The organism is Roseobacter sp. YIN89, from assembly GCF_057219365.1.
The window spans coordinates 37,063-52,522 of sequence record NZ_JBXVVD010000005.1 but is presented as its reverse complement, the minus strand read 5'-3'; the positions used below and the strand labels follow the sequence as shown (position 1 = coordinate 52,522).

At 62.9% G+C, this 15,460-nt stretch carries 15 protein-coding genes; 6 read left to right on the top strand and 9 right to left on the bottom strand.

The genetic code is table 11. The features are described from left to right. The first annotated feature begins 82 nt into the window (after window positions 1-82). Window positions 83-1,417 carry an AAA family ATPase gene (locus AC2D8V_RS19310; RefSeq protein WP_484735236.1) on the top strand — a complete coding sequence of 445 codons (1,335 nt, stop codon included), beginning with the start codon at window positions 83-85 and terminating at the stop codon, window positions 1,415-1,417. Beyond that, a complete protein-coding gene (locus AC2D8V_RS19305) occupies window positions 1,414-2,487 on the top strand; it encodes a ParB/RepB/Spo0J family partition protein (protein ID WP_484735235.1) in 1,074 nt (357 codons plus the stop codon). The genes AC2D8V_RS19310 and AC2D8V_RS19305 overlap by 4 nt, the downstream gene beginning before the upstream one ends. Here AC2D8V_RS19305 and bchO read toward each other — a convergent pair whose 3' ends face one another. The 4 genes from bchO to crtA are packed head-to-tail and all read right to left on the bottom strand — an operon-like array spanning window position 2,488 to window position 6,736. Further along, the gene (gene bchO / locus AC2D8V_RS19300) at window positions 2,488-3,351 is read right to left on the bottom strand and encodes an alpha/beta fold hydrolase BchO (protein WP_484735234.1); all 864 of its coding nucleotides are present in this window, start codon (window positions 3,349-3,351) and stop codon (window positions 2,488-2,490) included. Window positions 3,352-3,354: 3 nt separating this feature from the next. Beyond that, window positions 3,355-5,025, bottom strand: a complete 1,671-nt coding sequence (locus tag AC2D8V_RS19295; RefSeq protein ID WP_484735233.1) for a magnesium chelatase subunit D — start codon at window positions 5,023-5,025, stop codon at window positions 3,355-3,357. Beyond that, window positions 5,022-6,026, bottom strand: coding sequence for a magnesium chelatase ATPase subunit I (gene bchI, locus AC2D8V_RS19290; protein WP_484735232.1), 1,005 nt, complete (start codon window positions 6,024-6,026; stop codon window positions 5,022-5,024). The genes AC2D8V_RS19295 and bchI overlap by 4 nt, the downstream gene beginning before the upstream one ends. Next, complete coding sequence (crtA, locus tag AC2D8V_RS19285) at window positions 6,023-6,736, bottom strand: spheroidene monooxygenase (RefSeq protein WP_484735231.1); 714 nt, start codon at window positions 6,734-6,736, stop codon at window positions 6,023-6,025. Before crtA ends, bchI begins: the two co-directional genes overlap by 4 nt. Window positions 6,737-6,840: 104 nt before the next feature. Here crtA and AC2D8V_RS19280 point away from each other — a divergent pair, with 104 nt between their 5' ends. From AC2D8V_RS19280 to tspO, 3 genes are read left to right on the top strand one after another with little or no spacing between them, the layout of a single operon-like run. Next, on the top strand, window positions 6,841-8,406 hold the full coding sequence (locus tag AC2D8V_RS19280) for a phytoene desaturase (RefSeq protein WP_484735230.1): 1,566 nt from the start codon (window positions 6,841-6,843) through the stop codon (window positions 8,404-8,406). Beyond that, on the top strand, window positions 8,403-9,410 hold the full coding sequence (gene crtB, locus AC2D8V_RS19275) for a 15-cis-phytoene synthase (RefSeq protein WP_484735229.1): 1,008 nt from the start codon (window positions 8,403-8,405) through the stop codon (window positions 9,408-9,410). The genes AC2D8V_RS19280 and crtB overlap by 4 nt, the downstream gene beginning before the upstream one ends. A 24-nt stretch (window positions 9,411-9,434) precedes the next feature. Beyond that, window positions 9,435-9,917, top strand: a complete 483-nt coding sequence (gene tspO / locus AC2D8V_RS19270; RefSeq protein WP_484735228.1) for a tryptophan-rich sensory protein TspO — start codon at window positions 9,435-9,437, stop codon at window positions 9,915-9,917. Between the two features lie 39 nt (window positions 9,918-9,956). On the opposite strand, the gene AC2D8V_RS19265 is transcribed toward tspO, so the two are convergent. The 4 genes from AC2D8V_RS19265 to AC2D8V_RS19250 all read right to left on the bottom strand — a co-directional run bounded on the left by AC2D8V_RS19265 (window position 9,957) and on the right by AC2D8V_RS19250 (window position 13,670). Then, on the bottom strand, window positions 9,957-11,240 hold the full coding sequence (locus AC2D8V_RS19265) for a TRAP transporter large permease (RefSeq protein WP_484735227.1): 1,284 nt from the start codon (window positions 11,238-11,240) through the stop codon (window positions 9,957-9,959). A gap of 9 nt (window positions 11,241-11,249) precedes the next feature. Further along, on the bottom strand, window positions 11,250-11,780 hold the full coding sequence (locus AC2D8V_RS19260) for a TRAP transporter small permease (RefSeq protein ID WP_484735226.1): 531 nt from the start codon (window positions 11,778-11,780) through the stop codon (window positions 11,250-11,252). 78 nt (window positions 11,781-11,858) lie between these two features. Continuing rightward, on the bottom strand, window positions 11,859-12,842 hold the full coding sequence (locus AC2D8V_RS19255) for a TRAP transporter substrate-binding protein (RefSeq protein WP_484735225.1): 984 nt from the start codon (window positions 12,840-12,842) through the stop codon (window positions 11,859-11,861). Window positions 12,843-12,893: 51 nt separating this feature from the next. Beyond that, window positions 12,894-13,670 carry an SDR family NAD(P)-dependent oxidoreductase gene (locus AC2D8V_RS19250; protein WP_484735224.1) on the bottom strand — a complete coding sequence of 259 codons (777 nt, stop codon included), beginning with the start codon at window positions 13,668-13,670 and terminating at the stop codon, window positions 12,894-12,896. A 240-nt stretch (window positions 13,671-13,910) separates the two neighbouring features. On the opposite strand from AC2D8V_RS19250, the gene AC2D8V_RS19245 reads away from it, so the two are divergent. Then, complete coding sequence (locus AC2D8V_RS19245) at window positions 13,911-14,591, top strand: GntR family transcriptional regulator (protein ID WP_484735223.1); 681 nt, start codon at window positions 13,911-13,913, stop codon at window positions 14,589-14,591. 24 nt (window positions 14,592-14,615) lie between these two features. Here AC2D8V_RS19245 and crtC read toward each other — a convergent pair whose 3' ends face one another. Further along, window positions 14,616-15,458, bottom strand: a complete 843-nt coding sequence (gene crtC / locus AC2D8V_RS19240; RefSeq protein WP_484735222.1) for a carotenoid 1,2-hydratase — start codon at window positions 15,456-15,458, stop codon at window positions 14,616-14,618. Window positions 15,459-15,460 lie beyond the last annotated feature (2 nt).

Here is a 15,460-nt window from a genome sequence, read left to right as displayed (position 1 = left end):
TCTTGAAAAAGGCAGAATTTGCGTCCCCGCGGGGACAGAAAAGCAACAGGCCTCGGACAAGTGGCCAGAAAGAGAGCAGTGTATGAACGATCTTAGCCCGGATCGGCCCGACCGGTTCACTCACAAGGACCTCGCGCAGTTGCAGGCGCAATCGCTCAAGATGCAGGGGTTCATCCGTCAGCAGACCTACAGTCCGCAGAATGAAAAGACGCTGCGCCGGTTCTCCAGCTGGGAAGTGGCCGAGCTGATCTTCAAAGTGAACCAGTCGACGATGCGCGGGCGTCTCGCGGCTGATCCTACCCTGCCCCAAGGCCAGGTCGAGGAAGATGGCCGCCAGCGCTGGTACTCGCTGGACGAGATCAACGAGTTGCGCCGCCGCCTGAAGGTCAACCGCCGGTCGCTGATGCCTTATCGCCCTGCGGGGAAACGCGCGATGCGCGCCGCGATCGCCAATTTCAAAGGGGGTGCCGGGAAATCCACCGTCGCGCTGCATTTTGCCCATGCCGCAGCACTTGACGGATACCGCGTGCTCTGTGTCGATTTCGACCCGCAGGCGACGCTCAGCCATTCCATGGGGCTGTCGGACGTGGCCGAAGAATATACCGTCTGGGGCATCATGGCGCGTGACCTCGCAGCCGAAACGGAGCGGATGAACACCGCCGCGCAAGGTGCCGAAAGCGGTACCACCCTGCCCCAGCGCCGCTTGCCCGCGTCGATCACCGATATGGGGCTTGCCGATCTGCGCGCGGCCGATTTCATCAAGCCGACCAACTGGCCCACCATCGACATCGTCCCGTCCTGCGCAAACGCGGCCTTTGTCGAGTTCGCTTCGGCACAGTACCGCCATATGAACCCCGAGTGGTCATTCTTTGCCGCCGTGTCGCGGTTTCTCGACCAGTTACCGGCGGATGCCTACGATCTGGTGCTGTTCGACTGCCCGCCCGCCATCGGCTACCAGTCGATGAACGCGGTCTTTGCCGCCGACATGCTGTATATCCCCTCCGGCCCCGGATACTGGGAATACGACAGCACGACCTCGTTTATCGGGCAGTTGTCCGAGGCGCTGGAAGATCTCAGCCGTTTTTCCGGGCTTGTCCCCGCGGGGACAATGAACCTGCCAAAGTCGTTTCTCGACCTGCGGTTCCTGCTCACCCGCTTTGAACCCAACAACGATCTGCACCGTGCGATGCAATCAGCCTTCGTCAAGGTCTGGGGTGATAGGGTCGCCGAACACCCCATTGAGATGACGCGCGCGGTAGAGCAATCAGGCCGGTTCCTGTCGTCCATCTACGAGATCGACTACCGCGACATGACCCGCGAGACATGGCGGCGCGCGCGCGCGAGTTTCGATCAGGCCTATGAAGAATTCCGCACCCATCTGGGCGCGGCCTGGGACAAGCTGGAGGCTGAGGCATGAGCAAGCGTCGCGTATTCGATATCGATTTTGATGACACGTCTGTCCCCGCGGGGACAGATCCGGCCCCTGCCCCAGAAACCCGCCGCGGCCCCATGGCGGCAGCCATCGCCGAGAACGCGGACGCCTTGGGAGAACGGCAGCAGGCCGAAGCCGCGATCCGTGCGGAAAACGACCGGCTTGCCCACGAGTATGTCGCGCTGAAAAAGAATGGCCAGATCGTCGACCGTGTCGCGCTGGACAGGGTGCGTGCGGGCAAGCTGATCCGCGACCGTGCGGCAGAACGCGACCCGGATCTGGATGAGCTAAAGGCGTCGATCCGCGCTGTGGGTCTCAGCAACCCAATCCATGTGGAAGAGGTCGAAGACGGCTACGAACTTATTCAGGGGTTCCGCCGTCTGAGCGCTTACCGCGAACTGCTGGCTGAAACGGGTGATCCGATTTATGCCCGCATCCCCGCCACGTTGCAGGCCCGCGGCGCGCAGCTGGAGCAGCTTTACCGTCGCATGGTGGATGAAAACCTCGTGCGCCGCGACATTTCCTTTGCCGAGATGGCACAGCTTGCGATGTCCTATGCCGACCAGATCGGCACGACGATCGGCCACGGCGGTGATCCGGTGGATGTGCTCTATGCGTCGGCGGGCCGTCAAAAGCGCAGCTACATCCGGCATTTTTCCTACCTGCTCAAGGCGCTGGGGCCGGTGCTGAAGCACCCCGAGGCGATCCCGCGCGCCACCGGCCTCAGTCTGGTCAAACTTATGGACACGCAGCCCCGGTTTGCCGGGCAGTTGCGCGCGCTTCTCGAAGGGCATCCCGACCGGGATGCAGCGACAGAGTTGCAGCTGTTGCGGCGGGCAATCAGCACCGGTGCCACGACGCCAAAGCCGGCGAAACCCGCGCCCGCCAGAACCTCGGCGCGCACGACGATCAAGCTGAACCGCCCCGAGGGGACAGCGCGTTGCACCGCCTCGAACGGCAAGTTCGAGGTGCAGATGGCGCAGGACTTTGGCGCAGTCGATCCGCGGCGGCTGGAAGTGGCCGCGCGGGCGTTTCTCGATGCGCTGAAAGACTGATTATTCGGACAGGAATTCCAGAATGCGCCCGACCACCACGTCGGGCGCTTCTTCGTGCGCGAGGTGGCCCAGTCCGGGCAAGTGGATCACGCGCGCATCCGGCATCTTTGCCGCGGCCTTGTCGGCTACTTTGGGCGGCACCGTGCCGTCGTTGTCCCCGACGATAAAAAGTGTCCCCGCGGGGACAGATGCCAGATCGGCCAACAGCTTTTCCAGATCCCAGTGGGCCATCATCAGCAAGGTCGCGTCAGCATGGTTCCGGTCGCTGACCAGTCGCTGGTAGAGGGTGATGCCGTCATAGTCTAATTCAGAGCCTGTACTATTGATCAGAGCCTGAACCCGATCCCTGCTTTTTGACACTCTGGAGAACACCTGAGCCGTGAACGGCACAGCCGCCAGCAGCTTGGCCAAGGCCGGGAAAAGCACGCCGGCAATGCCTTCGAAGTGGTCGAGCGCGGGGTTGATACCCACCACTTTGGGCACCTGTCCCCGCGGGGACAAAAGCCGTTGCGACAGCCGCAACGCCAGAGCGCCCCCGGCGGAATGGCCGATGATTGCGTTTGGCTTCCAGCCTTGGTGGGCGCAAAGCTTTTCCACATCTTCTGTCATGGCCTGAAGCCCGCAGCGGTGCCGTGCGCCCAGTTGGGTAAAACCCTGTCCGGGCAGGTCGATGGCGACGACGTGAAACCGTGCTGCCAGCAGCGGGATCACACCGCGAAAGGAATGGGTGCTGCCCCCGGCGCCGTGCAGCAACAGCACAGTGTCGCCCGAGCCGGTTTCCTGCACGTGCCAGCGGTGCGGCGGGCACAGGATCTGCCGGGACAACTCGGCGTTCGGCCAGTCTGCAGGGGGTGGCCAGCGCATCGGCTAGGCGCTGAGAGCCGCAGAGACGGCCCCTGAGAGCCTTTGCGCGTCTGCGCGGGGCATGGCGAGGTACGGCGCGTCAAGGCGCGCTGCAAGCGCTCTGAGCGGCTCTTGTGGGCGATTGGACATATCGATGACAAGCGCTGCGATGCCGTCGGCCCGCAGGACATCTGCCATTGCGTCGGCGTCGCGTCCGGCATCGGCGCGGTTCGGCTGGCCGTCGAGGGCTATATTGGCCCGCCCGTCGGTCAGCAGGACCACCGTGGGGGTCAGCCCCTTGGCGCGGCTTTGCAGCGCGAGCAGGGCCGCATCCCGCAGCCCTGCGGCCAGAGGCGTGCCACCGCCGCCCGGCAGGGACGCCAGCCGCCGCTTGGTCTGGACAAGGCTGCGCGTGGGCGGCAGCAGCACCTCGGCGCCGGTGCCGCGAAATGCGATCAGCGCAACATGGTCGCGGGCGGCGTAGGCTTCGCCCAGCAGCATCTCAACGGCCCCCTTGGCCTCGTTCAGGCGTGCCATCGCCGCAGAGCCGGAGGCGTCCACCGCGAAGATCAGCAACCGGTCGGATTGTTCCTGATACCGCTTGAGCCGGATGTCCGAGGGTCTGATCAAAAGGCCTGTCCCCACGGGTGTCCCCGCGGGGACAGATTTTCTTCGAATGGGCTGCCACGGGGCAGCCGCGCGCAGCGTCGCCACCAGATCGAGACGCGCGGTGCCGTCGAGCTTGCCGGGGCGCGAGGGCAGGGGGCGGCCGCGCCGGTTGCCTTTGCGCTTTTGTCCCGCGCCATTGCCGCCTGTCCCCCGGTTTGTCCCCGCGGGGACAAGGCCGCTGAGCAGGTTGTCGGGCAGGAGCGCCCGCACCGCCTCGACGATCATATCGCCTTCGGGCAATTCCTGTGTGCCGGCGTCTTGCGCGTTGTCCTCCGGTGCGTCCTCCGGCGGGGCAGGGGGCTCTTCCGCCTCTTCTGGCGGGGCTTCGGGCAGGTGTGTTGCGCGGTGCGGATAAACCAGCCCGGCGGCCATTTGCAGATCTTCAGGTGTCAGGCCGGTGCGGCCTGCGAGTGCCGCGTGTGTTCGCGCCGCCGCCAGCGCCAACAGCGGCGCGCGCAGGCTGTCGATGCCAAACGCCGCGGCAAGCGAAACAAGCGTGTCGATGTCCCGCGCCGCGACGGCGACTGTCCGGAGGTCTGTCCCCGCGGGGACAGGGGCGATTTCAGGCCAGTCTGCGGGCATCCGCCCCTCGGGGGCGATGTGAAAGGCGAGACGTTCGGCAAGCGGGGCGGGCACCGCCTCGTCCGGCTCCGCGCCTTCGTCCAGCGCGATGACCGCATGACCCGCCTGGGTATCAAGCTGTTGTGACAGCTTGGCGGCAAGCTCTGGCCCGCAGCGTTCCGCCATGGTAAGAAGGATCGTGCATTTGCTATGAAAAAATGATTTATTTTCAATGACTTGACCGCTCTCCAATGTGGCAGCGAGATCAAGGCCGCCGAAGAGTTGATCGTCGGATATTGTCGGGTGCACCTTGCGGGGGGCCAGCGGAGAGAGAGCTGCAACCGCGCGGTCGCGTGCCGGGCCGGCGCGCATACGGATCACCGCGCCGCCAAGAGCGTCGGGGGCGCAGAGCAGCAGCCGGAGCGCGCTTGCGGCGCGGTCCCAGCCGCTGGGATCGGCGCTCACCCCAGAACCTCGGTGCAGATTCGTGCCACGCGGGCGCCAGAACCTGCTTCGTCCAGCGGATCGCGGCGCAGCCGGTGCGACAGGGCAGAGGGTGCTATGGCGCGCAGGTGGTCCCGCGTCACGGAACGCGCGCCATCATATGCGGCCAGTGCGCGGGCGGTGCGCAACAGGGTCAACTCGCCGCGCAGCCCGTCCGAACCAAGTGCGATGCAGAGTGCTGCGCAATCTTCCAGAACGCTGTCGGGCGTCTTTATCTTGGGCAGCCGCTTGCGGGCCTTCAGAATCTGGTCGCGAATCTGCGCATCATCGGCCTGATGGCGGGCCATGAAGGCGTCGAAATCGGACTCGAACGCGTCGCGGCGTTTGATCACTTCTACCCGTTCGGCCACATCCTGCGGCGAGCGCACCTCGACCGACAGGCCGAATCGGTCGAGCAGTTGGGGGCGCAGCTCGCCTTCCTCCGGATTTCCGGAACCGACCAGTACAAAACGGGCAGGGTGCCGGATCGACAGTCCTTCACGCTCGACCACGTTTTCGCCGGATTGGGCCACGTCGAGCAACAGATCGACAATGTGGTCTTCGAGCAGGTTAACCTCGTCGATATAAAGATAGCCGCGGTTGGCACGGGCCAGCAAACCCGGTTCGAACGCCTTTTCACCGCGGGTCAGCGCGCGTTCGATGTCCAGCGCGCCGACAACTCTGTCTTCGGTCGCGCCGAGCGGCAGATCAATGACAGGGGTGGCGCGTTTTACCCGCTTTTTCGACCCTAACTCAACCCATTCCGGGCTTTCTGCGGAGGTTGCGCTGTTGACGGGGCAGCTTTCCACCACGGTAATCTGCGGCAGCAACGCGGCCAGTGCCCGCACGGCGGTGGACTTGCCGGTGCCGCGGTCGCCGAACACCAGAACGCCGCCGATGCCGGGGTCAACAGCCGTCAGGACCATGGCCTGTTTCATCTCGTGCTGGCCGACGATGGCGGAGAAGGGAAATGGCGTCTTCATGCAGGGACTTTCAACGTATCAAGGGGGCTTGCGCCCTCCCAGGTGCCGTGTTCGTCGAGGATGGCGAAGCGGGCATAGAGTTCTTCGGAAAACCAGTTGCCGTCGCGCACGGCCTTGATGGCGGCGGCATGGGGGCCGTTCTGGCGCGCAAAGCGGGCCATGGCGGCGGTGTCGGGCCAGATCGAGAAGGTAACCTGATGCAAAAGCGGTACCTCGCCGATCCCGATTTTGAAGGCGACGTTGGGATCGGCGCCGATCATGCGGCTGATGTCCGGCACACGGCCCCAGAATTTTGCAGCGACACCCGGTTTGACAGTGGCGCGGGTGAGTGCGGCGAGTGGGCCGGAGAGCGTGCGTCCGGTGGGAAAAAACGCTTGTCCCGACCATGCGCCGCGCGCGGAAGCAGTTTCGAGAATGACTGTCCAATCCTCGTCGGCATGTGCACGGTAGCGTTTGAAAATATCGGCCTGAAGGGTCTGTTTTCGTGCGGTTTCCGCGTCTGGCCATGCCGCCAGCACGGCGTAGACGGCGGTATTGGGCAGCGGCGTGAATCCTTCGCCTGTGCCGGAGCCGCAGAGCTTCCAGAACCCGATACCGGGCACGCGGGGCAGGGCGAGTCGCGCCGCGCCCATCATGGCCAGCGCCCAGACACGGGCAGGCCACCGCGCAAAGCGGAAAAAGCTGATGGTAATAATCGGTGTCGGGGTCATGCGCGCACAAGAATTTCCCAAAGTGTCAACTTAGTCTGACACTAATTGTGCCAAAATGAAAGATCGTAATTGTCAAGTTAACTAGACACAATTACTGTAAGGGAATGATGACCCGTGTTGATCCGATCTCTTTGGGCGGTGCAGACCGTCCGCATGCCATTGTCATTGGCGCGGGGCTAGGCGGTCTTGCGGCGGCCATGAGGCTGGGCGCCAAGGGCTACCGTGTCACGGTAATTGACAAGCTGGACACACCTGGCGGCCGCGGATCGGCGATCTGGCAAGACGGGCACCGGTTTGATCTGGGCCCCACGATCGTGACGGTCCCGCAGCTTTACCGCGATCTCTGGGCGGCCTGCGGGCGCGACTTTGATCAGGATATCACTCTCAAGTCGCTGGATCCGTTCTACGAGATTCGCTGGCCGGACGGCACACGGTTCGTTGCCCAGCAGGACACGGAGAAGCTGCGCGCCGAGGTGGCACGGCTGAGCCCCGGTGACGTGAAGGGCTTTGACAAGTTTCTCGACGACAGTGCAAAGCGCTACTGGTTCGGCTTCGAAGACCTCGGGCGCCGGTCGATGCACCAGCTGTGGGAGCTGATCAAAGTGTTGCCGACGTTTGTGCGCTTGCGGGCCGACCGGTCGGTCTATGCCCACGCTGCGTCACGGGTCAAAGACGAGCGGCTGCGCATGGCGCTGTCGTTCCACCCGTTGTTTATCGGCGGCGATCCTTTGCACGTGACCTCGATGTACATTCTGGTTGCCTATCTGGAAAAGGAATTCGGCGTGCATTACGCCATGGGCGGCGTGGCCGGAATGGCCGCGGCCATGACCGCTGTTATCGAGGATCAGGGTGGCGCGGTGATGATGAACACCGAGGTCGATGAGGTGCTGATCAAAGATGGCGCCGCGGCGGGGGTACGTCTGGCCAGCGGGCTGGTGATGGGGGCGGATGTCGTCGTCTCGAACGCCGACGCCGGGCACACCTACACCCGGCTGTTGCGCAACCATACCAAACGGCGCTGGACGCCGGCGCGGCTTTCGCGGACGCGCTATTCCATGAGCTTGTTTGTCTGGTACTTCGGGACCAAGGGCACGTCGGACATGTGGCGCGATGTCGGCCACCATACGATACTGAATGGTCCGCGCTACAAGGGGCTGTTGAAGGATATCTTTATCAAGGGCCGTCTGTCCGATGACATGAGCCTGTACGTGCATCGCCCGTCGGTGACTGACCCGTCGGTCGCCCCCGACGGCGACGATACCTTTTATGTGCTCAGCCCGGTACCGCATCTGGGCCATGACAATGGCGTGGACTGGCAACACGAAGAGTCGGTTTACAAGGCCAAGATGCTCAAGGTGCTCGAAGAGCAGCTTTTGCCCGGTGTGACAGAGAAGATCGGCACCGAGGTCGTCTTTACACCGGAGACTTTTCGGGACCGATACCTCAGCCCGATGGGGGCGGGGTTTTCCATCGAGCCGCGCATTTTGCAAAGCGCGTGGTTCCGCCCGCATAACGTCTCTGAAGAGGCCAAGGGGCTTTATCTGGTTGGGGCGGGCACGCATCCCGGAGCGGGTGTGCCGGGCGTGATATCTACGGCAGAAGTACTTGCAACACTGGTAGCCGACGCACAGCCCGCCGCGGCGGATACGGTGCGCGAGGCGGCGGAATGATCGCGCCGGGCGATCTGGAGCATTGCCGCGAGGCGATCCGGCACGGCTCTTTGTCGTTTCATGCGGCGTCAAAACTGTTGCCGGCAGAGGTGCGCGACCCGGCCCTTGCGCTTTATGCCTTTTGCCGGCTCGCGGATGACGAGGTCGATCTGAAGCAGGACAAGGTGTCGTCGGTGCTGATGCTGCGCGACCGACTTGATCTGGTGTATGAGGGGCGGCCCCGCAATGCGCCGACGGACCGCGCCTTTGCCGCGATCGTCGAAGGGTTCGAGATGCCACGCGCCCTGCCGGATGCGTTGCTGGAGGGACTGGCGTGGGACGCCGAGGCGCGGCGCTATCGCACGCTGTCGCAGGTCAAGGAATACTCGGCCCGTGTTGCCTCTGCCGTGGGGGCGATGATGTGCGTCCTGATGCGGGTGCGCGATGCTGATGCGCTGGCGCGCGCCTGCGATCTGGGTGTCGCGATGCAGTTGACGAACATTGCCCGCGATGTCGGCGAGGATGCGCTCGAGCAGCGGATCTACCTGCCGCTGGACTGGCTGGAAGAGGCGGGTCTGAGTGAGGCGGCGTTTCTGGCTGATCCGCGCCCGACCAAGGCCGTGCGCGCGATGGTGCGGCGGCTGGTGATGGAGGCAAATCGGCTCTACATCCGGTCTGAAGCGGGTGTGGGCGCGCTACCGCGCGGATGCCGTCCGGGCATTTACGCGGCACGCTACATCTATGCGGGGATCGGCGGCCAGCTGACGGCAATGGGCTACGATTCGATTTCGGCGCGTGCGCGGACCAGCAAGCTGCAAAAGCTCGGATGGCTTAGCCAGTCGATGGTTCTGGCGGGGGCCAGCATGGTCATGCCGCGCTCTGCCGTTTTGTATGCGCGGCCCTTGCCGGAAGTCCAGTTTCTGGTCTCGGCCACTGCCGATAGTCCGCCGCATGCGGCGCGAAGTGATACCCTGCTGGCGGTGCTTGCGGGGCTTGAAGCGCGGCGCGGCCGCTTGACCGGGTAGCGCCGCACCCCTAAGTGGTGAGATATGTTCTGGTTATTGTTCTGCATCTTTTTCGCGGCCTGCCTCGGGGCGGGTGTCACCGGTGGGTTGTTCCCGCCGGGCCCGTGGTATCGGGGCCTCGCCAAGCCGTGGTTCACGCCACCCGACTGGGTGTTTCCTGTCACGTGGATGGTGCTGTACCTTTGCATTGCGGTGGCGGGCGCGCGGGTTGCAATGCTGGAAGGGGCCGGCATCGCGCTGGCCTTCTGGGCCTTGCAGATTGCCTTTAACGGGCTGTGGACGCCTGTTTTCTTTGGGTTGCAGAATATTCGACTGGGCATGGCCGTGGTCAGTTTTTTGTGGCTCGCGGTGCTGAGCACGATGGTCGCGCTTTGGCAGGTGGACACGCTGGCGGGTGTATTATTCGTGCCTTACCTGATCTGGGTCAGTATCGCGGCGGCGCTGAATGCAGGTGTTTGGCGGCTGAACCCTGAAGCTGCGCGCAACCCGCCGGAGCAACGTTCCTGACTTTGGGAGCGACGTGGTCCGGCAGGCCTGCCCGGAGGGCTATCCAAACAGCAGGTTCGGCAGCGTCAGCGAAATCGCCGGTACGAATGTAATCAGCAGCAGGGCAATCAGGATGGCGATGTAGAAGGGCCATATGGTGCGCACGGCCTTTTCCATCGGCAGTTTGCCGACCGCGCAGCCGACGAAGAGGCACGACCCCACGGGCGGCGTGCACAGCCCCAGCCCGAGGTTCACCAGCAGGATCATACCGAACTGCACAGGATCGATGCCCAGAGTGTTGGCCACGGGCAGAAAGATCGGGGTGCAAATCAGGATGAGCGCGGCCATATCCATGATCATGCCAAGCACCAGAAGTACGAGGTTGATCATTAGTAGGATCAGGATCGGGTTTTCCGTCATCCCGGTCAGCAGATCGACCATTTTTATCGGCACTTGGTAGAAGGTCAGCATGTAGGCGAAAGCGCCCGCGCAGGCGATCAGGATCATGACCATCGCCGTCGTGCGAACGGACTGCAGTACCGCTGTGCGGAATTTGTCGAAGGTGATGGATCGGTAGACCAGCAAAGTCACCACAAAGGCGTAAATCGCGCCAAACGCACCGGATTCTGTCACGGTGAACACGCCGGACAGCACGCCGCCCACGATGATCACTGCTGTCATCAGGCCCGGAATGGCGCCGAAAAAGGCCATGGCGAGCGCGGTCCAGCCGGGGAATTTTTCGGCGCTGTAGCCGCGCTTGACGGCAACGATATAGGCTGCGGCGGCGAGGCACATGCACATCAGGATGCCCGGCACGACGCCGGCCAGAAAGAGCTTGGAAATGGAAATGCCGCCTCCTGCGGCAATGGCAAAGATGATCATGTTGTGGCTTGGCGGGATGATAATGCCTGCGATGGAGGAGGTCACCGTGACGTTGACGGCGTAATCCGCGTCGTAACCTTTCTCTTTCATCACCGGCACGAGGATCGACCCAAGTGCCGAGATATCGGCAATGGCAGAGCCGGAAATGCCGCCAAACAGCATGGACGAAAACACGTTCACGATGCCCAGCCCGCCGCGCACGGCGCCGACAGCGGCCTGCGCGAACCGCACCAGCCGCATCGCAATGCCGCCGTGGAACATCAACTCGCCCGCAAAGATGAAAAACGGGATCGCCATAAGCGCAAAGACGTTGATGCCGGAGATGATCCGCTGGAACCCGATCATCAGGGGCAGACCTTCGTACCAGAAGGCCACGATGGCCGAGATGCCCAGTGCAAAGGCGACCGGAGTGCCGATCACCACGCAGAGGGCAAACATGCCGAGAAGTAACGCTATGCCCATGATCGGGTCCTATTCAATGCTGTCTTTACGGTCATCCACACCCGCGAAAAGGCGGATGAGGTGGCCTATCGAAAAAAGCAGGATCAGCCCGCCGCCGATCGTCAGTGGCAACGACCGCAAGCCCTCGGGCAGTTGGATGAGCGGGATAAGAGAGCCCCACTTGAACATCGTGAGTTGCGCGCCATACCACAGCATGAGCGCGCCAAACCCCGCCATGATCACATCCGAAAGCACAACGAACACGCGCCGGATGCGGGGTGGCACCGCTGTGCGCAGGATCGAAACCGACAGGTGCGTGTTGTCGTGTACACCGACCGCCGCCCCGAGAAAGGCGATCAGCATCACCAGCAGCAGCGCGGCCTGTTCAACCCATGTCGGCGTGGCGTTGAGCACATAGCGGCCGAAGACAAGCCAGCCAAAGATCACGGTCAGTACCACGAGTGCCACGCCGGTGAGCAGGCGGCAGATGCGTGCAATGCCGTCAAGCAGGGAGGACATGCGTTTTATCGCGGGCGAGGGGCGGCGGTCGGGGTCCTTCATGGGCGTCTCCTGTGCGAAAATGTCCGGCTTCGGTCGTCCCGAAACCGGACACTCACAGTCGTTTAGACCAGCTTTGGGTCAGTCTGTCGCCTGGATCATTTCCACCAGTGGACGCAGGCTTGGGTTCGTCTCGAAGTATGCCTCGTAGACGGGGCCCATTGCGGCCTGGAACGGTGCCTTGTCGGCGACCTCGTTCACTACGACGCCGGCCTTTTCGACCGCATCGCGGCTTGCGGCTTCGCGGGCGGCCCAAAGCTCTCTTTGCAGGGCTGCCGATTCCTGCGCGGCCTCGGTGACGGCGGCCTGCATTTCAGGCGACAGCGCATTGAAGGCTTCGGTGTTGACGCAGATACATTCAGGAATGATCAGGTGTTGCGACAACGAGTAGTAGCCCGCGACCTCGAAGTGGCCCGTGGATTCGTAAGAAGGCCAGTTGTTTTCAGCACCGTCTACCACGCCGGTCTTGAGCGCCTGGTAGACTTCGGCAAAGGCCATGGGTGACGGGTTTCCGCCCAGTTCAGCGATCATACCGGTGAACAGGTCGTTGTTCATCACGCGGACTTTCATACCTTCAACATCCGCAGGCGTATTGATTGCCTTTTCGCCATTGTAGAAGGACCGGGCGCCGGCATCGTACCACGCCAGCGGTGTCAGGCCTTTGGCGGCCATACCCTCGGCAATCGCGGCACCGCCATCGCTGTCGAGGACGCGGAACATGTGCGGCACATCTTTGAAGATAAACGGCAGGGAGACCACGTTGGCTTCGGCGACAATCGGGCCAATCGGACCGAGGTTGAAGTTACCGATTTCAAGCGCGCCTGCGCGCACCTGTTCAACGGCGTCAGGCTGGCTGCCCAGTGTCCCGCCGTGGAACATCTGTAGCGTGACTTCGCCACCTGTCTTTGCTTCGATCAGTTCGGCGAATTTATCCATGGCGACAGTGTTGGGGTATCCGTCGGCGTGGATGTTCCAGCCGCGCCAGTTTTCGGCGGTGGCCGTGCTTGCCAGCATGGTCGTAGCGACCGCTGCGGCGATGAGCGATTTTTGTAGAGTTATGTTCATTTCTTCCTCCCTGAAATGATGGACAATGTCCGGTTTTGGTGGCGACATCGCTTACGAGAAAATCAGTCCTCCGTTGATGTCGATGTTTGCGCCCGTAATGAAAGCGGCCTCGTCTGACGCCAGATAGGCGACGAGATTTGCCACGTCTTCGGATGTGCCTTCGCGTTTGAGCGGCGTGGCCTGTGCCACGTTGCTGCGCACTTCGTTCTTGGTGAAGACGTTATGGAAGTCGGTATCGATCATGCCGGGGCAGACCGAGTTGACGCGAATATCGGGGCCGAGTTCTTTTGCCAGCCCGCGGGTCATGGTCATGACGGCACCCTTTGAGGCGGCATAGGCGACAGCCCCGGGGCCGCCGCCGTCACGTCCGGCCTGACTGGCGATTCCGACGATGGCGCCGCCCCGCGTCATGTGCGGGAGCGCGCTCTTGATGGCGTGGACAAAGGACGTTGTGTTCAACGCCATCACATGATCCCAGTGGGCGATGTCCATTTCTGCGATGGTTTTGCGGGCGACCAGACCGCCCGTGACATGCACGAGGATGTCGATGGTAGAGCCAAAGGCCTGCGTGGTCTTGGCGACAAGCGCGCCGACGTCTGCGGCTGATGTCATGTCGCCCTGTACGGCAATCGCCCGCCCGCCTGCTGCCGTGATTTCAGCAACCGCCGTTTCCGCGCCCTCGGACGAGCTGTGATAGTTGATGGCCACCGCGGCGCCGGCTTTGGCAAGGCGCATCACGCAAGCACGCCCGATGTCGCGTCCGCCGCCTGTTACGATAGCGACCCTGCCAGAAAGCGGTTTGTCTGAGTGTCCAGCGGTATCGGTCATGGATTTCTGTATTCCCCCGTGCATCCCGTATTGCCGGTGTGCGCATTTTTTGTTGATATTGCAGACTAGACAACTAGTATACCAGTTATGTCAACGGTTATTTTTGGGACTGGAGCTGACAATCCCTCGCACCGCTGCTGGCCATTGGCAGAAAGCGCGCGGCAGGATAGAAACTCACCCGGCGTTCATGCAGGTTCGAGCGGACGCCTGCTGCTAGAGAAGACGAGATAAAGGCAAGCCATGCAAAACATTGCGGAAACCCTTGAACGGCGCACGACCACCGATCTGGTATTTGAAGAGCTGTTCAATGCCATTGTGTCGTTGCAGATGCTGCCGGGGACGAAGTTGTCAGAAGCAGAGATCGCAAAGCGGTTTGGCGTATCACGCCAGCCGGTGCGCGACGCCTTCAACAAGCTGGAGGCGCAGGACCTGCTGCTGATTCGTCCGCAGAAGGCGACCAAGGTGCGCGGTTTTTCGATGGAGCGGATTGCCCATGCGCGGTTTGTCCGGTTGGCGGTAGAGATCGAGGTGGTGCGCAGTGCCTGTGCGTCATGGAAGCGTTCGGATGGTGCGCAGCTTGCGGTGAACATCGCGGCCCAGAGAGAGGCGATTGCGGATCATGACACCGAAGAGTTTCACCGGCTGGATTACGAGTTTCACAAGTTGATCTGCACTTTGGCCGGTCACAAGATGGTGTTTGAAACGATTCAGCAGTGCAAGCGCAAGGTCGACCGGTTGTGTGTGCTCAGTCTGGGCCGCGCAAGCGAGGCAGAGACGCTCTTGGCAGATCACGAGACGCTTGCGGCGGCAATCGGGGAGGGCGACGCGAACCGCGCGGCGGATGTCGTCCGGCAACACCTCGGACGGCTTGATGACACAGTCGATGCCATCCATCGCGCGCATTCTGAATATTTCGAATAGAGCCGGGCCGCGCGGCTTTGCGGCTCAGGTCCAGTTCCAGTTGCGGCGGCGCGGGACCCGTACTGCAAGCATCGGCTTGAGCAACGGCGACCTGAAGCGGCGCAAATCAAGCGCCTCGTGTACGCCTGTGGTGACCTCGCCATCCAGTTGCGTTGTTACGGCGGACCGCGTGTAGAAGGGCGCATCGAGCATTGCGAGGCTTTGGCGCGCGGTGGCACCGGGATCTGCGCGTGTTTCGCGTTTGACGGCCCAGAGGCTGCGGCGCAGGGGCGCTTTGGGTGGCAGGCTGATGGTTTGAGCCGATCCGTCCGAGCCGAAGCGGAAGCCTGCAGCCAGTTCCGATCCGTCCCGACGGGTCGCATCATAAAAGCATGTGGCGCCGGCCGCGGTGGGGTAACGGCCCCACGTCCAGTAGCTGAAGTCTTCTTCGAGCGCGCGCGTGCCGAAATTGGCATCAAAGTAGCCGTCGCCTTGCCACTTCCAACCGGGCCGGTCGATGTCGACCTCGATCCGCGCCACCGGGGCGAAGGGGCGCCAGATGTGTGCGCCGTCCGGGGTGAGGGGCAGCTCGACCTCTGTCAGCGCTTCGGGTACGAGCCGGATTTGACCCTGCATCCTGCTGACGAGAGGCGGGCTGGAGATTTCGTCGAAGTCGATGACCAGTGCGCCGTCGGTCCAGCGCATCATCGAGGGGCCGACCTGAAGCCGCGCGGCGGTCTGGCGCAAGGCGGCCTGGCCCCGGTCGGTCATGGTAAACCGCCCTCCCGGCCCGTAGGTGGCGACATTGATGCAGACGTTGTCCTGCGGGCACCGACGACCGGACCAGCGGTACCACGGCGAGAACACCGACCCGATAAACCCGATCACGG

Bases quoted from the DNA above. Each gene is read 5' to 3' on its own strand.
- AC2D8V_RS19310 (WP_484735236.1), top strand. From the start codon at position 83: ATGAACGATCTTAGCCCGGATCGGCCCGACCGGTTCACTCACAAGGAC.
- AC2D8V_RS19305 (WP_484735235.1), top strand. From the start codon at position 1,414: ATGAGCAAGCGTCGCGTATTCGATATCGATTTTGATGACACGTCTGTC.
- bchO (WP_484735234.1), bottom strand. From the start codon at position 3,351: ATGCGCTGGCCACCCCCTGCAGACTGGCCGAACGCCGAGTTGTCCCGG.
- bchI (WP_484735232.1), bottom strand. From the start codon at position 6,026: ATGAAGACGCCATTTCCCTTCTCCGCCATCGTCGGCCAGCACGAGATG.
- crtA (WP_484735231.1), bottom strand. From the start codon at position 6,736: ATGACCCCGACACCGATTATTACCATCAGCTTTTTCCGCTTTGCGCGG.
- AC2D8V_RS19280 (WP_484735230.1), top strand. From the start codon at position 6,841: ATGATGACCCGTGTTGATCCGATCTCTTTGGGCGGTGCAGACCGTCCG.
- crtB (WP_484735229.1), top strand. From the start codon at position 8,403: ATGATCGCGCCGGGCGATCTGGAGCATTGCCGCGAGGCGATCCGGCAC.
- tspO (WP_484735228.1), top strand. From the start codon at position 9,435: ATGTTCTGGTTATTGTTCTGCATCTTTTTCGCGGCCTGCCTCGGGGCG.
- AC2D8V_RS19265 (WP_484735227.1), bottom strand. From the start codon at position 11,240: ATGGGCATAGCGTTACTTCTCGGCATGTTTGCCCTCTGCGTGGTGATC.
- AC2D8V_RS19260 (WP_484735226.1), bottom strand. From the start codon at position 11,780: ATGAAGGACCCCGACCGCCGCCCCTCGCCCGCGATAAAACGCATGTCC.
- AC2D8V_RS19255 (WP_484735225.1), bottom strand. From the start codon at position 12,842: ATGAACATAACTCTACAAAAATCGCTCATCGCCGCAGCGGTCGCTACG.
- AC2D8V_RS19250 (WP_484735224.1), bottom strand. From the start codon at position 13,670: ATGACCGATACCGCTGGACACTCAGACAAACCGCTTTCTGGCAGGGTC.
- AC2D8V_RS19245 (WP_484735223.1), top strand. From the start codon at position 13,911: ATGCAAAACATTGCGGAAACCCTTGAACGGCGCACGACCACCGATCTG.